Genomic DNA, 17403 nt, shown 5'->3' with positions numbered 1-17403 from the left:
AAGAAGGAAAAAGGAGATGTCGGGAATTTGTTGAAAGAACATGCAAAACTGATGAAGGTGTTCTCGGATTCTGGAGAAATCATCGGGCGAAAGAAGCTGCAGAAAATGATTTATATCGCCAAGAAAATGCAGTTTCCTTTCTATGAGAAATATGATTTTCACTTTTACGGACCATATTCAGAGGAACTGACGCTCCAGATTGAAGAGCTGTGCAACCTTGGATTTCTGCATGAGGTGAAGGAAAAAAAGGGCGGCTACTTTCAATACCGGTATTCGCTGACTGAGACAGGCTCCGCATTTTTAGACCATGCTGATCTGGACATGCCGGATATGAAAGGCTATATCGACAGTGTAAACAGCCGTTCATCACGGTTTTTAGAGCTGGTTTCCACGATCCTTTACTTTGACGGGCTTGAGGATGAGGAAAAGAAAGAAAAAGTCTTTACCATCAAAAGCAAGCAAAAATATACAAATGAAGAATATGACGAAGCGCTTCAATACATAGAGGAACTGAAGCAGATTTGTTAACCATACCAAGCAAAAGAAATGATCCGTTTCTTTTGCTTTTTTTATTGACAAAAGCTGCTAAGAGATTCATTATGGATAATAGTTATCCATAATGAATCAGGAGTGAATAGGATGAAAATGAAATCAGGAATGGAGCAGGCGGTTTCTGTGCTGCTGTTACTGTCACGGCTGCCGGTACAGGCTTCTTTGACGTCAGAGGCTATAAGCCAGCGATTGCGCGTGTCTCCGTCTTACTTGAAGAAGCTGATGAGAACATTGGTTCAAGCCGGTTTGGCAGAATCCTTACCAGGGACGAAGGGCGGTTTTACCCTGACGAAGCCTTTGGCTGACATTACGCTTTATGATGTTTATCAAGCGGTCGAAGGCAGAGGTTCGATGTATCAGGGGAAAGGCTTGCTGCAATCTGTATTTGAGGGTGAAAGTCACTGTGTGCTGGAGACAGTCATGGCGGAAATCGAGGATAAATGGTCCAATCTTATGAGAGAAGAATCCTTGCAGCATGTTATGGACAGAGTCGGGGAATTGTATGATCTTGAAAAAATAGATGATTGGGTAATCAAGCAAGTGAAAGGGCAATTGTAATGAAAAATAGCGGGTCTATACAAGAATCAACATCATCAACAGGCATATCCGTGCTGATCGTGCTCGCACTTGGTTTCCTCATGGCAACTCTTGATGTGACCGTTGTGAATGTGGCGATGGCTGATATGAAAAACACTCTTTCAATGTCACTTTCAGGTGTAACGTGGGTTGTGGACGGGTACATTCTTACTTTTGCGTCGCTTCTGCTGGCGGGCGGAGCCTTGGCTGACCGTTTCGGCTCGAAGACGATCTATATCTTGGGTCTAGCCGTTTTTGTTATGGCCTCCTGTCTATGCGCTGCATCTATAAATGGGCAGATGCTGATTGCCGGACGTCTCATACAGGGAATTGGGGCAGCTTTGTTTATGCCAAGCTCACTCAGCCTTTTGGCTGCCTCTTACCTTGATGAGCGGGCGCGGGCGAGAATGTTTGGACTGTGGGCCGCGCTTGTTTCCGCCGCTTCAGCCCTTGGGCCTTTTATCGGGGGCGTGCTGGTACAGTTGGCGGGCTGGCAGAGTATTTTTCTGATCAATGTGCCAATAGGGGCTGCTGCGCTCATTTCAGCTTACCGAATCCTCAGCCGCGTTCCTGGGAAAAGCAGCCGCGTGAACATCATCGGGCATCTGCTTGGCATGATGGCTCTCGGGTTTCTTTCCTATGCTTTGATACAGGGGCCTTCAGCGGGCTGGCGCTCGCCAGTGATTCTTGTAGCATTTACTGCAGCGGTTTTGGCATTTGTGCTGTTTTTGCTGCGGGAAATTTCTGCAAAAACACCCATCCTGCCGGCGTCCTTATACAAAAACGGCCGCTTCTCAGCTGCCCAATTTATCGGGTTTTTGCTGAATTTCGCCCTTTTTGGCGGCATGTTTATGCTCAGCCTTTTTTTGCAGGAAGCAGGAGGGGCAAGTTCCTTTATGGCTGGAGTGGAGCTGCTGCCGATGATGGCGGTCTTCGTGATCGGCAATCTGCTGTTTGCCCGTCTGGCGAATCGGTTTGAAGCCGGTCAGCTTATGTTTGTATCAATGGCGGTCAGCTGTATCATTGCATTGCTGTTGTTTGTGCTGATTTCTCCGGATTTTCCTTATTGGCAGCTGGCGGTGTTGATGTCTGTTATGAACCTCTGTACCGGTATTACAGTTCCTGCCATGACAACTGTGATCATGCAGGCTGCCGGGCAAAGACATACGAATATCGCCGGTGCGGCGTTAAATGCAAACCGGCAAATCGGAGCCTTGGTCGGCGTAGCGATAACCGGGGTGATCATTCATCTGTCCGCCACTTGGTATGCTGGTGCCGGGTTTGCGTTTTTGATGATGGGAGCGGCATACAGCCTCGCTGCATTGCTTGTATGGCTGTTTCTGGCTGCCCATAACGGGACTGCCGCGTCAGAAAAAATGTAAATCACTGATTGCGCTTTGTGGGAATATATAGTAAGATATAAAAAATTATTGAAACAACAGGCACTGATAAGACATGAATGATAGTTACGGTTTTCAGAGAGGGAAGGAAAGGTGAGAGCTTCCCAGCTTAGGAATATCATTTACCGCCTTGGAGCAGCATTGGGGAACTGAAGTAACCAATGCCGTCTATGCTGCGTTACAGCACCGAGCCGACAACATAGTATTTGTCGGGAACTTGGGTGGAACCACGGGTTAATCACACACTCGTCCCTATCTGTGGGACGGGTGTGTTTTTTTATGAATTGAATACATGCGATGAAAAGGACATGAATGATAGTTACGGTTTTCAGAGAGGGAAGGAAAGGTGAGAGCTTCCCAGCTTAGGAATATCATTTACCGCCTTGGAGCAGCATTGGGGAACTGAAGTAACCAATGCCGTCTATGCTGCGTTACAGCACCGAGCCGACAACATAGTATTTGTCGGGAACTTGGGTGGAACCACGGGTTAATCACACACTCGTCCCTATCTGCGGGACGGGTGTGTTTTTTTATATACAACAATGAATAAGGAGTGTTCTAAAATGAGCAAACATGTACACATTCAGCTTCCGGACGGACAGATCCAGGAATATCCGAAAGGCATCACAATCAAAGAAGCGGCTGGTTCGATCAGTTCCAGTCTGCAAAAGAAGGCGGCCGCAGGTCAGGTCAACGGCAAGCTTGTTGATCTCAGTTTCAAGCTGGAGGAGGATGCTGAGCTTTCGATTGTCACACTCGATTCACAAGAAGGCTTGCAGGTGCTTCGCCACACAACAGCGCACGTGCTGGCCCAAGCAGTAAAACGGCTGTACGGCGAAGTGTCATTGGGGGTAGGGCCTGTGATTTTAGACGGCTTCTACTATGACATGAAGCTGGGGAAAAGCTTGGCATCAGGAGACTTAGAGGCCATCGAAAAAGAAATGAAAAACATAATAAATGAGAACCTTGAAATCAAACGTATAGAGGTTTCTTACGAAGAAGCTGAAGAGCTGTTTGCACAAAAAGACGAGCGGCTCAAGCTTGAGATTTTAAAGGATATTCCGCGCGGGGAGGATATCACACTGTACCAGCAAGGGGAATTCGTTGACCTGTGCCGAGGGCCGCATCTTCCTTCTACAGGGATGATCAAGGCGTTCAAACTGACAAGAGTATCAGGCGCTTATTGGCGCGGAGACAGCAAAAATGAAGTCCTGCAGCGGGTGTACGGGGTTGCGTTTCAAAAGAAAAAAGATTTGGATGCGCACCTGCATATGCTAGAAGAAGCGGCAAAACGAGACCATCGCAAGCTCGGCAAACAGTTAGGGCTGTTTATGTTTTCTGAAGAAGCGCCGGGGATGCCGTTTTATTTGCCGAAAGGGCAGATTGTCCGCAATGAGCTGGAGCGCTTCTCGCGTGAGCTGCAAACAAATGCCGGCTACGATGAGGTGCGTACGCCGTTTATGATGAATCAGCGGTTATGGGAGCAGTCAGGCCATTGGGACCATTATCGCGACAATATGTACTTTTCAGAAGTGGATGATACAAGATTCGCAATGAAGCCGATGAATTGCCCCGGCCACATGCTCATCTTTAAAAACAGCCTGTATTCTTATCGGGATCTGCCGATTCGCATGGCGGAATTCGGACAGGTGCACCGCCATGAATACAGCGGCGCTTTAAACGGAATGCTTCGCGTTCGGACGTTCTGTCAGGATGACGCCCATATTTTCGTTCGGGAGGATCAGATTGAGAGTGAGATCAAAGAAGCGATTCGGCTGATTGATGAGGTATATCGGACATTTGGTTTCGAGTATTCTGTTGAGCTTTCGACTCGCCCGGAGGATTCATTAGGCGATGACAGCCTTTGGGAAGCGTCGGAACGTGCCTTAGCACGCGTCCTTGAGGAGCTTGGCCTCTCTTATGAGATCAATGAAGGCGATGGGGCGTTTTACGGGCCGAAAATTGATTTCCATATAAAAGATGCCCTGAAACGGAGCCACCAATGCGCGACAATTCAGCTTGATTTTCAAATGCCGGAAAAATTTGATTTAACATATATCAACGAACTCAATGAGAAGGTTCGTCCCGTTGTCATCCACAGAGCGGTTTTCGGCTCAATCGACCGTTTCTTCGGCATTTTGATCGAGCATTACGGCGGGGCTTTTCCAGTCTGGCTCGCACCGATCCAGGTTCAAATCATACCGGTTTCGCACGTTCACTTAGACTATTGCAGAAAGGTGCAGGCGGAGCTGAAGCAGGCGGGGATAAGAGCCGGCATTGATGAGCGCAATGAGAAGCTGGGCTATAAAATCAGAGAATCGCAGGTGCAAAAAATTCCGTACGTGCTGGTGCTTGGAGATCATGAGGAGCAGGAGGATGCGGTAAACGTCCGCCAATTCGGATATCAGCAGAATGAACAAGTTCCTTTTCAGACATTTAAAGATGAGCTTGTGAAACAGGTGGAAAATCGAGGCATGTAGGATAAAAGCTGTGAATTCATATTTTGCTTTTTTGACTTTCCCTATTCGGAATCAGTAAAATAATAAGTAAATCATATCGTTCGTATGTTATGAATGCATCTCGAAATGGGGAAATTGACATGGACCATGACAAACTGGAAGCAAATTTGCTGGATCACGCACTTACAAAATATTTGAAAAGCACGAAGCAATTAGATGAAGCCACCGTTCCGAAACACGTGAATAATGTAAGAGGGTTTATTCTGCGGATCATATACAGACATGGGAGCTGCACCATAAAGGATATTTTGAAGGAGGTCACACTGTCTCCCTCTGCCACGACCACAGCTCTGAATCATTTAGAGCAGGAAGGGTTTATTGAGAGATCCAGAAATAATAATGACCGCCGCACTGTATGGATTACGCTTTCTGAATCGGGCCGGGGAGCGGCTGAACAAATGATCGAAAACCGCCAGCAGCTGATTGACGGGATGTTTAAACGTTTAACAGCCGAAGAGAAAAAGACGTTCTTGGCGATTATTGCGAAGCTGGCTCAATAGGGATAATAAAAGCCGGTGCGCGAAGCGCCGGCTTTATAGAGATTATTCCATATCGCTCAGGCGTTTGCCTGCGACGGCATAATGGTCTTTTCTCATTTCTTCTATAAAGACAACAATTTTTTCTTCAGAAGCACCGGTTGTTTCCTTTACGGCTTCTGTTACTTTCTCGACAAGATTGCGTTTTTGCTCGTCTGTACGGCCTTCGAGCATTTTGACAGTTACGTATGGCATGGGTGCTGAATCCTCCTTTATCTCGTTTCCTCTCTTTAGAAAAAGAGGCTTCTTATAGTATACTGAATAAAGTAAATTCTTGCATTTTGAGAAAGAGGGATATCTCACTTGGACCGTTTTTTATATTATCCGTTATCTTTAATGCCATACCTCGTCATCACGCTAATTGTGTCGTTTACGATGCACGAGCTTGCCCACGCTTATGTCGCATACAAATTCGGTGACGATACGGCGAAAAAACAAGGAAGACTGACGCTGAATCCCATTAAACACCTTGATCCGTTCGGAACCATTTTGATTTTGGTGGCCGGCTTCGGGTGGGCGCGCCCCATTCCCGTGAATAGACGCTTCTTTAAGAAGCCTCGGCTTGCCGGTGTGCTCGTATCTATAGCCGGGCCCGTCAGTAACCTGATTCTTGCGTTTATTGGTTTCTTTTTGTTAGTGTTGATGCATGCGTACGGAATGGAAATGCTTGCGGCGTTCAGCACGGGGCTGGATCAGTTTTTTTCTATTTGGATACAGCTGAATCTTGTCTTGTTTTTATTTAATCTGCTGCCGCTTCCTCCGCTCGATGGCTATCGAATTATAGAAGATCTCGTTCCGCCGGGCGTGCGTGCCAAAATGACGCAGGCGGAGAGCTACGGCTTTATCGTATTTTTGGTGCTGTTTGTGACACCGCTAGGATCTTACGTGCTGTGGCCGATGCTCAATGCAGGAAGAGATTCGATTTTAAAGCTGTTTTCAGCGATATTTCAACCGCTTTTGTAGGAGGTAGAACTTCATGGAAGAAAAAAAGAAAAAATCAATCGGGTTTAATATTATCAAAAGTGATCCGACAGACGGACACGGCGGTTTTGGCGTAGGGGCACTCAGCCTTGATAACATTTCTCCCGTATTCGTTGATGTAGAAGAAAAAGAAGCGTTCGTAGACATCGGCGCCATGCATGCCCGCAGCACCGTTGAAAAAGGAATTAAATTTCTCCCGAATAAAGAAGAAGTGCCGAACGGAAAACCATACTGGCTTGTGTGGGTAACGATTGACAGAAAAGAAGAGGGGCCTTATTACGCTGGTGTGACAGCCTGTGAAATGACGGTCGACAGAAGTATCAGAAGAGGCTACAAGTCGCTGCCTGAGCATGTGAATTTGATGGATAAATCCATGAAACGGAAAATCATCGTTGATAAAATGGACGACAGCTCGAAGCGTGTACTAGGCGAATTTCTGAAAAAGCATGATCAGGGCCTATGGGACCGTTCCTCAGATGAGTTAAAAAAGAGCCTGCTTCCGGAAAACAATTAATTTATGAATTTTCTGTGAATTTTTAAAGTATTTGAGATATTTTTCATAAACATTGAGTAAACTGGTGATACAGAAATAGGACATGGAAAATCCCGAGCCGAAACAAGACTCGGGGTTTTTCATTTTTAGGGGGATATGATGTTCGAAACCATTCGAGTCGGCGATTGGTTGATAAAAGCCGACGTGGAAGAAACGAGAAAGCAATATGAGAAAGATATAGAGGATATGTGTGAATGCGGTAACTGTCTTAACTATTACGAGGCAGTGAATGAACTGCCAGTCCAAAAAGCACAAGTATTAGAAAGTTTCGGCCTCATTCCGTCCAAATGCACAGATATAAATTATCATGGGGTAAAAGATCATCTGCACTTTTATATAGCGAGTTATTTTATAGTAGGCCGTATTGTTGAAGGAAAACAAGAATGGAATCCGAAAAAGATTGATTTCTCGTGGCATATTTCATTTTCAGTGCCGCAACACCAAATTTACATTCCTAAGGGTTTTCCAAAACCAATTATTCAGCTCGATTGTGTTACGCTTCTTCCATGGGTCATTGACCAACCATACGAATAACCCGGCCTCCGAGGAGCCGGGTTATTTTCAATGATGCCGCCCCAGCCATTTGTCCCACCATTTTTTCTCGGAAGCGGGCTTTTCTTTGGATGGAAGCCGGTCTTTTGTTTGTTTTGCTGGTTCTGCCCCGTAGCACACGTTTGCTGGTTCTGTGCCTTTCACAAAATATGTGTAATGCTTAGCGGCACAGCCGGGACCTGATGAGTAGCCTGTTTCCGGATCAATGTACACACCGGTTACGCCTTTTGGCGGCTTGAACGCGGTTTCCGGTTCGCCTTTGAGCGCGTCCTCCATGAAGTCCGCCCAAATGGTTTTAGCATAGCTTTTTTCTTCGACCGAGTCGATGGTGCTGTTTTTGTCATAGCCGGTCCAAACACCGGCGGCCAGCTTCGGATTGAAGCCGATCATCCAGCTGTCTGCGCTGGTGGTTCCTGATTTTCCGGCATACGTTCTTGTCAGGCGGTTGGCTATCGTTCGCCCCGTAACCGACGTATATCCATTTAAATCGGTATCAAACATGCCTGTCATCATACTCGCTGTGACAAAAGCGGCTTTTTCATCAAGCACCTGTTTATGCTGATTCGGGTTTTCGTACAGCACGTGGCCGGCTGCGTCCGTTACTCTTGAAATAAAAGTCGGTTCGATTTTCTTTCCGCCATTTGCGAGCATGGCATAGGCGTTGACCATCTCAATCGGACGTACGGGTTCGGTGCCGAGTGCCAGGGACGGCAGTGCTTGAAGATGGGCGGTAATGCCGAATTCCTTTGCCGTCTTTACAAGTTTGTTCGTGCCGAGAAAAAGATGCGTTTTCACAGCGTAAATATTGTCGGAAAGCGCCAGCGCCTGCAGAAGCGTAATCGGCTTGTTGGCGTAGTACCCGTTATAGTTGCTTGGAGAATAGGTTTCTCCCTTTGCATCAATTTGAAACTCGGTTTCTTCGCTTTTCATCAAAGTGACTGGCGTAAATCCGCTCTGAATCGCTTTATAGTACAGCAACGGCTTGATCGTCGAAGCAGGCTGGCGCTTCGCCTGTGTCGTCCGGTCAAACGGGCTTTTTTGATAATCCCTGCCGCCGACAAGGGCGAGAACGTTTCCGGTGCGGGGATCAATGGCTGAAAACCCGACTTGAATGTCAGAGCCCGCGTTAACCGTTTCGGTAATGGTCTCCTCGGCGATGCGCTGCATCCGTTTATCTACCGTTGTATAGACGTTTAACCCGCTCGTTTCAATTTGCTCCCGTGTCATGCCGAGCTTTTTCTCCAGCTCTCTCATCGCATTGTCGTAGAAATAAGGAGCCTTTCTCTTGGAAACTTGTTTATTCAAAGGCTGATAGGAAAGAGGTTCCTTGATCAATTCATCCGCTTTCTTTTGGCTGATCATCTGCTGCTTTTCCATCATCCGCACAATCGTTTTCTGGCGTTCCTTGGCCTTCGTCTCATTGACATACGGTGAATAGCCGGAAGGGCCTTTCGGGATACCTGCCAAAAGCGCCGCCTCCGCATCCGTCAGGTTTTTGGCATGCTTGCCGAAATACAGGCGGGAAGCTGCTTCAATGCCGTAGGCGCCGTGTCCGTAGTAAATCGTATTTAAATAGCCTTCTAATATCTCGTCCTTAGAATAGTTTTGTTCCAGACGGATCGTGTAGAACGCCTCATTCCATTTCCGTTTCCACGTTTTGTCGTGTTCAAGGTATAAGTTTCTCGCATATTGCTGGGTGATGGTGCTTGCACCCTGAACCTTGGCAAATGCTTTGAGGTCAGCAAGCGCCGCGCCGGCCATGCGTTTATAATCAAAGCCGTGATGATCGTAGAAATTCTGGTCTTCAATCGCCACTGTCGCTTTTACGATCGTCGGATTCATGTCCTTTAAGGGGACCCAATAGCGCTTTTCGCCGTAGTTCGTTTCCCCGAGCTTTGAGCCGTCACTCGCATACAAAATCGTGGATTGCGGCACTTGCACCGAGGGAGCGCCCTGGTATTTGGCTATCAAAATGACAGTCATAAACATGGCAGCTGCCGCCAAGGCCGCAAAAGCCCCTAAAAAGATAAAGGCGCGAACGGTTTTCAGCGTCAGTCTCAGCCGTTTATTTGTCATTGCATCCACAACGGGTTCCCCCTTTTTTTATGTTTCTACTATTATGAGAAAAAAAGATCGTTTTTAAACATCGTAGAACAGGACGCATCTTTACTTTTTCCCCGCCATCCTCTATACTTTTTCCTTAGGTGAAAATGAGATTTCAACCGAGAATAAAAGCTGATAAGACGCTTACAATAAATGAATACAGCCTCGAAAGGGAGATGACAATTGAGCGAACTTTGGTACACAGAGAAGCAGACGAAAAACTTTGGCATTACGATGAAGGTTAACAAGACGTTACATACAGAACAAACGGAGTTTCAGCATTTAGAAATGGTGGAAACAGAAGAGTTCGGCAACATGCTTTTTTTGGACGGCATGGTGATGACATCTGAAAAAGACGAATTCGTTTATCACGAAATGGTGGCGCATGTCCCATTATTCACGCACCCAAATCCGGAGCACGTTCTCGTAGTCGGCGGCGGTGACGGCGGCGTTATCAGAGAAATCCTGAAGCACCCAAGCGTGAAAAAAGCGACACTTGTAGATATTGACGGCAAGGTTATCGAATACTCTAAAAAGTTCCTTCCTTCTATCGCAGGCAAACTGGATGATCCGCGCGTTGACGTGCAGGTAGATGACGGATTTATGCACATTGCAAAATCTGAAAATCAATATGACGTCATCATGGTAGATTCGACTGAACCAGTCGGACCGGCTGTAAACCTGTTTACAAAAGGATTCTACGCAGGAATCGCTAAAGCGCTGAAAGAAGACGGCATTTTTGTCGCACAGACGGACAACCCATGGTTTACACCGGAATTAATCACAAATGTACAGCGCGACGTGAAGGAAATCTTCCCGATTACGAAGCTGTATACGGCGAACATTCCGACATATCCGAGCGGTTTGTGGACATTTACAATTGGCTCGAAAAAATATGATCCGCTTGCAGTGGAAGACAGCCGTTTCTTCGATATTGAGACGAAATATTACACAAAAGATATTCATAAAGCGGCGTTTGTTCTGCCGAAATTTGTGAGTGACCTGATTAAATAATGAAGGTATGGCGCAGGAGCGAATCTTGCGCTTTTTTACAGGAAAGCGAGGGTATTATAGATGAGATTTGATGAAGCTTATTCAGGAAAAGTATTTATCGCGAGCCGTCCCGAGTGGGAAGAGGCGGACGCCATTCTTTACGGCATGCCGATGGACTGGACAGTCAGCTATCGCCCGGGCTCACGCTTTGGTCCAAGCAGAATCCGTGAGGTGTCAATCGGCCTTGAGGAATACAGCCCATATTTAGACCGCGATCTGGCTGACTTGAACTTCTTTGACGCTGGCGACATTCCGCTGCCGTTCGGAAATCCGCAGCGAAGCCTGGATATGATTGAAGAGTACGTGGACAGCATTTTAGAAAAAGGGAAGTTCCCAATGGGTATGGGCGGGGAGCACCTCGTGTCATGGCCTGTCATTAAAGCGATGTACAAGAAATACCCAGACCTTGCGATTATCCATTTTGACGCACATACAGATCTTCGTGTTGATTATGAGGGAGAACCGCTTTCTCACTCCACGCCGATCCGTAAGGCGGCAGAATTGATCGGACCGCACAATGTGTATTCATTCGGAATCCGTTCCGGCATGAAAGAAGAGTTTGAATGGGCGAAGGAAAACGGCATGCACATCTCAAAATTTGAAGTGCTTGAACCGCTGAAAGAGGTGCTTCCGAAGCTGGCGGGCCGTCCGGTTTATGTCACAATTGACATTGACGTATTAGACCCTGCACACGCACCGGGTACAGGAACGGTTGACGCCGGCGGCATCACGTCTAAAGAACTGCTTGCATCCGTCCATGAAATTGCGCGTTCAGAGGTAAACGTAAAGGGCGCTGATTTAGTGGAAGTCGCGCCGGTATACGACCACTCAGAGCAAACGGCAAACACAGCCAGCAAAATCATCCGTGAAATGCTGCTTGGGTTTGTGAAATAGTTTTTAATAAAAAAGGGCCTGAATTACATCCAGGCCCTTTTTTATCTTTTAATTATTTAAAGTCATTTTATAAGAAATTCTTTTATTAGATTCGTCGTCTATTACAGTATAATAAGCAGATACTTTTGATGATTCAGGATTGAAATTTTTATAATTTACTTTTTCGTCGGGATACAAACTTAATCCTACATATCCTAGTACTGTTTTCCCTGGTGGAATCTCTGTATTGAATTGATACTTATCCGGCAAATCATAATTATAAGGCATCAATTGTTTATTATATTGATACTGACCAAAAAATAAAAAGTTTTTTCCGTCCGGTGAAAGATCTTCTAGAGTAATTTTATGATTAGAAGTATTTTCAGCATTAAAAGGCAAAATGTATATATATTTTATGGAATTTGTATCTTTATCAAATGACTTGACCGGCTTTAATGGTTTTAAAATATGAAATTTTATTCCTTTTCCTGTATCGATTGTTTGGTTTGCGGCAATATTAATATTTTTTGGAGTATATTTATCATTTTGGGCATTCACTGTATAGAAACGAACACAGCTGAATGTTACTATTATTAATAAAACAATAAAGAAAATCCAACGTTTATTCATCTGTATCCTCCAGTTTACCTTCACTAATATCAATAATTCTGTCGACAACACTATTTTCACATAGCGTATCATCATGACTAGCCACTACAATCGTTGTGCCGTTTTCTTTTTCGGTTTTTAGGATATCCAGTATAAGATTAATCCCTTTTTTGTCTAAGGCATTTGTCGGTTCATCTAAAAGAAGTAATTTGGGTTTTTCCATTATTGCTTGAGCAATTCCTAAGCGTTGCTTCATCCCTAAAGAATAGCGTTTGACTTTACGCTTATCTTCGGGGTCTAACCCAACTTTTCTTATTACTTCTTTGATTTCTTCATCAGATACTTTTTTCTTGATAGAAGCAAGGAATTTCAGATTTTGAAATCCCGAATAGACAGGGATGAAGCTCGGATATTCAATTAACAGACCTGTATGTTCAGAGAAGTCAATATCTTTTCCGATCACGAGGCCGTTAACAGAAACTTCGCCTTTTGTTAATGTTAGCAGTCCGGCGATGGCTCTTAAAATCATTGTCTTTCCAGATCCATTATGGCCTCTTAACACGACAAATTCGTTTTCTTTAATTGAAAAACTGATATCATCTAATACATGATTTCCCTTTAATTTTTTTACTATATTTTTACACTCGATATACGACGTCATATTTACTCTCCTAAAATATCTGTTTTTTTAATAAAAACTAGGCTAATAAAAGTACAAGCTGCACAGAAAATAAGTGCAATTAATAAAAAGTCAGAGGCATGAAAAAAACGACCATCTGAGTAGTTAATGTTCATGCGCGAATAATCAATAAAAGCCCACTTTCCAGCCATAGCAAATGAAGCGATGAATAAAGAGCTGTGAAAAAAAATAGATATTACAATATAAGCAACAATAATAATAAATGCTGATATAAAAGATATCATGAAAGTTAAAGTTTCTAGCAAAACTGCATACATAAACGAAACTAAGATTTGAATTAACATAAATAATATTACCTTGCTGTTCAGTTCTGCTGTAAAGCCATTAAATGAGGTAAATAACATAATGTATATAAAAAGCCATACACACCAAATAGATACAATCAGAACAAACAGTGACAGAAGTTTGCTGAATATATATACTCCTTTTTTGGGGAGTTTTGGAAGGATATAAGCTCCAGAAATTTGAATGTCACTAAACATAAAATTACCCACAATCAACAAAGGCAGCACTTGAAAACTAATCCATTGTAGAGGGATAGATAATCTATGCTGTGTATATAAGATATGTAGATCAAAGAAATTCATCGAATGAAATAGTGTGGTCAGGCTGTCGGAAAAACTTTGATGTTCTAGCTGTCCCGTCTTATTGCTATTCCAGAGGAAGCATAAAAGAAGGAGGGCAACAGCTAAGCTAATGACAAAGTATGTAATCTTACTTTCATTGAAACGCATGACAATATCACGTTTCAGCATATTCATAAAAGACAATCAGTTTGCTCCTTTCTCCTCAACCTGCTGTAAATAATTGCGTCGCTTTATAGATTCTATAGAAATCCCGAATAATAACAACATAATCCCTAATCTAATCAATAATAATTCAGCCGAATCACTTAATTCCAGTACAAAACCATTTAAAAAGAGCATACCATTACATGCAAGGTAATCAATTAAAAATAAAAGAATGAATAGAAAAACTACAATGATTTGATTCAAATACAGTAAAATAAATGAAACAACATAACAAATGAAAATAAATGCAAAGACATGAGTGATGAAAGATATCGGGGTCACATACAATAGTCCCGTATCATTGAATACACATAAAGTATATAATTCACCCATAATGATAATCCCGTATACTGCTGAAAATAAAAGTGTTTTTAAAAGGTATATCATTGTTAGATAAGGTGCATTGTTTACTCGGATTACAGTATAAATTGAAAAGTAATCGGATGAGATCAAAACAGAAAATACAACGGCAGCAGGGCATAAAATAGAAACGAGATGCCAATAGGAAAAAATATTTTCCAGTACAAAACTATCATCACTACCATTTTCTTGATGAAAAAAGAAATAAACAGCAATTAACTGCAGCAGTAATGCGACGGTGATACCCGGCCACTTCATTCTTAATGTTGATTTTAGAGTATTATAATAAAACACGGCGTTTTTTTCCCCACATATAAAGTAAAGTAGTTACAATGAACACGCTAAGGTTCAAATAAATAAACTTATCTACACTCAAAAACCCTCCATCGTTAACAATATATTTCATTGGATTGTAATGGTTGTTGAGTAAAGTAAAGCCTATCAAATTAATTAAGAAAGGTATGATATAAACAAAATATTTCTTTTTAATAAAAAATGATAAAGCTAATCCAATGGAAGAGAGAATGGCACCGTACAAACCATTTAGTATAAATAAAATGAGAGTATAAATCAGCGAGTTTTCATAATAAAGGTTTGCTAAATCAGTTCCGCCCAAAACGATTGGGTCCATATAATTGACGATTCCGTCCGGATTTACTGAAGGATATGTCATCATCAGCAAGTAAAGGTTTAATAATAACGGTAAAAAAATAACCAAAAAAGAAATCACAACATTCAATCCGAATAATACTGTAAAGTATTTCTTTTTAGTTGTTTTTGTTATAACATTCATAAAAAATCCAGTATTTTTATCTTCACGGTACATACCGGACATTGGAAGTGATGCTAATAACGGAAGAATGAGAATCCAGACAGTCTGAGCTGAGGTTGTATTTCCTTCTGCAATATTCGATAAAAACGGTGAGTTATGGATTTCATAAGGAAGATTGATCTTCTGATGAAAGAAGAGTATACCTAGATAACTGACGATCATAAGAACGATACTAATGAATAAAGAAAAATAAATCTCTTTATTTTTCAATAAACGCTTTAAAAAGAAAGAAATCATGTGCGAGGCTCCTGTTTTTTTATTAAAACTCTGTGTGAGTTTTGGATAGTTTTATTTTAATAAACAATCTTGAAGAGTGGATATTATTTTTACCTTAAAAAGCGATCTTACATGTTTAATGTAAGATCGCTTTGTTTTGAGAAAGCTATTAATAGATTGTGTAATTTCCCTTAGGTTTTACGCTGTCAGGACTCCAATCAGTTGAGAAGGAATCACTGCTGCGGCTGTAACCGCCAAACCTTACGGGTACATTTCTCCCGTAATCTTCAACAGCAGTGTTGGAAAATAAGTATGTATGACCCGGGTGTACTGTTCCTTCGTGAGTTCCACCACCGGATACATTGTGCCAGTCGCGCCCGCCAGAGTGAACGTTTTTATCTGCCTCTGCCCATACATTAAATTTACCTCCATCATCTTTCTTTAGGAGATGCATATACATGTAGCTTCTATTTTGTTTTCTTCGAGCAGTTGTATAGTCGTAAGGGCTGTACCATCTGAAAGTAAAATGCACCCTTGAATCGCTCGTATTTGCTTTTGCATGAACCGCCTGTGTAACACCCAGTGAGGAAACTGCGATCCCAAACATGATGATGAGTAAACTAATCCTTTTTTTGAATTGAACTTTCAAAATAAATCCTCCATTTTTAAACTCCAATTGAAGTGATACTGAACTTAAGTCATATATATATTAGTTCAAAAAAAAGGAAAAGTAAACATATTTTTATTTTCATATAATAAAAATTATCTTGTTTCCTATGTTTGTGGGTTAGGTAACCAATTTAAATTAGTTAGTAATAATATTTAGAGATTCAAAAAATAAAACTTTTGTCCCGATTGTGTATTTAACAAAAAAACAACCGGTGAAAACCGGTTGTATTCATTAAATCATTCCTCGTTGTGCAACTTCAATTTGGTGTGTAGGTGCATTTGCAATAGTTGTTGCCACGAACACAGTGCTTAGAGCCAGACAAGAGAGTAATAGTTTAGACTTCAATTTCATACAAACTCACTCCTCCTTGAATAAGTTGCCTTACTTGTTCCACCTTCAAAAAATAAGCAGAAGCTTTTTGAAAATTTTTACGTTCATGATAATATTTTGCCACATCAATAGCGAAATCTTCAAGATCAGCATACAACATTTTACTTTCGAGAAAATCAAAAAATCCTTGAATTGCTTCTTCATCCGGGCCTGATAAGTATAAAGATTTCAAAAATTCAAACTCTGATAAATATATTACATCTCCGGCCTTTTGTGAATAAGCCATTCCCTTACTATGATATTCATGAGCTTTATCCATTTTTCCTAATTTATAATGGATCTGTGTAATTAAAAAATACGCTTGAGGTAAGGAAGGAAGAATATTTGATTCTTCAAAAACAGCTATTGCTCTTTTGAAATAAGGTATGGCATCCTCATATTGGCTTTGGCTGTTTTTACAAAGCCCGATATTGTACAAAGTTCTTCCCATTAATTGGGGCTGCTTTTCAGCTTCTGCCATAGAATAAGCTTTTTGAAAATGTGAGACGGCATCCTCATACTGTTTTAAATCTAAAAAATTGGTGGCAAATAAAGAATGACACTGCAGCAATCTTATATTATAAGCTTCATTTTCTTTGTATATTTCATATGCTTGCCGTGCATAGTCCATTGAAAAATACGTTTGTTTCATATAGTAATAAGATTCAGACATCTTAAAGAAAAACTCAGCTTTCTCTATCCGATCCTTAACGAATATCAGCTTGCTTTCGGCCTTTTTGAAAAATTTAATAGCCGACAGATATTCCCGCTGATCCAGCTCATACATGCCTCTGAAGAAATTAAAATAGTACTCAAGCAGACCAGTTAAACGAGCCTGTTTTTTATCAATCTCAAGCAGCAGATCAGACAGTCTCGGCTGTTCCTCAATCCTCATTTTTTCTAACGGTTCAAGGTACTCAAGCATCAGGTTGTGCCGAAACTCCATCAGTGAATAGTACAAATGAAGGTCTTGATCTTCTTCCATTTGATCCAGCTCTTGCTTGATTTCTCGTCGCAAATATTCTGCATCGGGTATGCTGAATCGGCGTATGTACATATACCATTCGTTAATCTTTTCTCCGATGGAAGAAGAAGATATGACACCTGTCACTTTTGCAAATCCCTCCCTTCATAATTCTATATATGTCATATTTTATC

General features: G+C 42.3%; 20 protein-coding genes and 2 other annotated features. Of the genes, 10 read left to right on the top strand and 10 right to left on the bottom strand.

Annotated features, from left to right (window positions below; translation table 11 throughout):
* Positions 1-27 precede the first annotated feature (27 nt).
* The 5 genes from QF06_RS17230 (at position 28) to QF06_RS17210 (ending at position 5547) form a co-directional block, all read left to right on the top strand.
* Positions 28-528, top strand: a complete 501-nt coding sequence (locus QF06_RS17230; RefSeq protein ID WP_003227524.1) for a YwgA family protein — start codon at positions 28-30, stop codon at positions 526-528.
* 111 nt (positions 529-639) lie between these two features.
* Complete coding sequence (locus tag QF06_RS17225; RefSeq protein ID WP_003243988.1) at positions 640-1110, top strand: Rrf2 family transcriptional regulator; 471 nt, start codon at positions 640-642, stop codon at positions 1108-1110.
* Positions 1110-2510 carry an MFS transporter gene (locus QF06_RS17220; protein WP_003243441.1) on the top strand — a complete coding sequence of 467 codons (1401 nt, stop codon included), beginning with the start codon at positions 1110-1112 and terminating at the stop codon, positions 2508-2510. Before QF06_RS17225 ends, QF06_RS17220 begins: the two co-directional genes overlap by 1 nt.
* Before the next feature lie 54 nt (positions 2511-2564).
* Positions 2565-2785: a binding site (T-box leader), on the top strand.
* Between the two features lie 31 nt (positions 2786-2816).
* Positions 2817-3038 (top strand) — a binding site (T-box leader).
* 53 nt (positions 3039-3091) lie between these two features.
* The gene (thrS, locus tag QF06_RS17215; RefSeq protein WP_043940227.1) at positions 3092-5008 is read left to right on the top strand and encodes a threonine--tRNA ligase; all 1917 of its coding nucleotides are present in this window, start codon (positions 3092-3094) and stop codon (positions 5006-5008) included.
* Between the two features lie 119 nt (positions 5009-5127).
* Positions 5128-5547: a MarR family transcriptional regulator gene (locus QF06_RS17210; RefSeq protein ID WP_021480847.1), complete on the top strand. Its 420-nt coding sequence runs from the start codon at positions 5128-5130 to the stop codon at positions 5545-5547.
* 42 nt (positions 5548-5589) lie between these two features.
* Here the strand turns inward: QF06_RS17210 and QF06_RS17205 are convergent, their stop codons facing one another.
* Positions 5590-5778 (bottom strand): 2-hydroxymuconate tautomerase, encoded by a 189-nt coding sequence (locus tag QF06_RS17205; RefSeq protein ID WP_003222038.1) that lies wholly within the window; start codon positions 5776-5778, stop codon positions 5590-5592.
* A gap of 108 nt (positions 5779-5886) precedes the next feature.
* Between QF06_RS17205 and QF06_RS17200 the strand changes: the two genes are divergently transcribed.
* The 3 genes from QF06_RS17200 to QF06_RS17190 all read left to right on the top strand — a co-directional run bounded on the left by QF06_RS17200 (position 5887) and on the right by QF06_RS17190 (position 7651).
* Entirely contained in the window at positions 5887-6546 is a 660-nt protein-coding gene (locus tag QF06_RS17200; protein ID WP_003243167.1) for a site-2 protease family protein, read from the top strand.
* 13 nt (positions 6547-6559) lie between these two features.
* Positions 6560-7078 carry a YwhD family protein gene (locus QF06_RS17195; protein ID WP_032727077.1) on the top strand — a complete coding sequence of 173 codons (519 nt, stop codon included), beginning with the start codon at positions 6560-6562 and terminating at the stop codon, positions 7076-7078.
* Between the two features lie 135 nt (positions 7079-7213).
* Positions 7214-7651 carry a hypothetical protein gene (locus tag QF06_RS17190; RefSeq protein WP_231573525.1) on the top strand — a complete coding sequence of 146 codons (438 nt, stop codon included), beginning with the start codon at positions 7214-7216 and terminating at the stop codon, positions 7649-7651.
* A gap of 27 nt (positions 7652-7678) precedes the next feature.
* Here the strand turns inward: QF06_RS17190 and QF06_RS17185 are convergent, their stop codons facing one another.
* Entirely contained in the window at positions 7679-9754 is a 2076-nt protein-coding gene (locus QF06_RS17185; protein ID WP_043940226.1) for a transglycosylase domain-containing protein, read from the bottom strand.
* Between the two features lie 201 nt (positions 9755-9955).
* On the opposite strand from QF06_RS17185, the gene speE reads away from it, so the two are divergent.
* Positions 9956-10786 (top strand): spermidine synthase, encoded by an 831-nt coding sequence (gene speE / locus QF06_RS17180; protein ID WP_003227543.1) that lies wholly within the window; start codon positions 9956-9958, stop codon positions 10784-10786.
* Between the two features lie 60 nt (positions 10787-10846).
* A complete protein-coding gene (gene speB / locus QF06_RS17175) occupies positions 10847-11719 on the top strand; it encodes an agmatinase (RefSeq protein WP_003227545.1) in 873 nt (290 codons plus the stop codon).
* Positions 11720-11767: 48 nt separating this feature from the next.
* Here speB and QF06_RS17170 read toward each other — a convergent pair whose 3' ends face one another.
* The 8 genes from QF06_RS17170 to rapF all read right to left on the bottom strand — a co-directional run bounded on the left by QF06_RS17170 (position 11768) and on the right by rapF (position 17356).
* Positions 11768-12328, bottom strand: coding sequence for a hypothetical protein (locus tag QF06_RS17170; protein ID WP_015714897.1), 561 nt, complete (start codon positions 12326-12328; stop codon positions 11768-11770).
* Positions 12321-12968, bottom strand: a complete 648-nt coding sequence (locus QF06_RS17165) for an ABC transporter ATP-binding protein (RefSeq protein ID WP_015714896.1) — start codon at positions 12966-12968, stop codon at positions 12321-12323. Before QF06_RS17165 ends, QF06_RS17170 begins: the two co-directional genes overlap by 8 nt.
* Positions 12969-12970: 2 nt before the next feature.
* Positions 12971-13768, bottom strand: a complete 798-nt coding sequence (locus QF06_RS17160; protein ID WP_231573542.1) for a hypothetical protein — start codon at positions 13766-13768, stop codon at positions 12971-12973.
* A 9-nt stretch (positions 13769-13777) separates the two neighbouring features.
* On the bottom strand, positions 13778-14452 hold the full coding sequence (locus tag QF06_RS17155; protein ID WP_015714894.1) for a hypothetical protein: 675 nt from the start codon (positions 14450-14452) through the stop codon (positions 13778-13780).
* Positions 14439-15227 (bottom strand): membrane protein, encoded by a 789-nt coding sequence (locus QF06_RS17150; RefSeq protein WP_015714893.1) that lies wholly within the window; start codon positions 15225-15227, stop codon positions 14439-14441. Before QF06_RS17150 ends, QF06_RS17155 begins: the two co-directional genes overlap by 14 nt.
* A gap of 148 nt (positions 15228-15375) precedes the next feature.
* The gene (locus tag QF06_RS17145) at positions 15376-15855 is read right to left on the bottom strand and encodes a hypothetical protein (RefSeq protein ID WP_015714892.1); all 480 of its coding nucleotides are present in this window, start codon (positions 15853-15855) and stop codon (positions 15376-15378) included.
* 252 nt (positions 15856-16107) lie between these two features.
* Complete coding sequence (gene phrF, locus QF06_RS17140) at positions 16108-16227, bottom strand: phosphatase RapF inhibitor PhrF (protein WP_009968329.1); 120 nt, start codon at positions 16225-16227, stop codon at positions 16108-16110.
* Positions 16211-17356, bottom strand: a complete 1146-nt coding sequence (gene rapF / locus QF06_RS17135) for a response regulator aspartate phosphatase RapF (protein WP_015250985.1) — start codon at positions 17354-17356, stop codon at positions 16211-16213. Before rapF ends, phrF begins: the two co-directional genes overlap by 17 nt.
* Between the last annotated feature and the right edge of the window lie 47 nt (positions 17357-17403).

This window comes from Bacillus sp. YP1 (assembly GCF_000877815.1).
Lineage (GTDB): Bacteria > Bacillota > Bacilli > Bacillales > Bacillaceae > Bacillus > Bacillus subtilis.
This window is presented reverse-complemented; position numbering and strand designations above follow the sequence as displayed.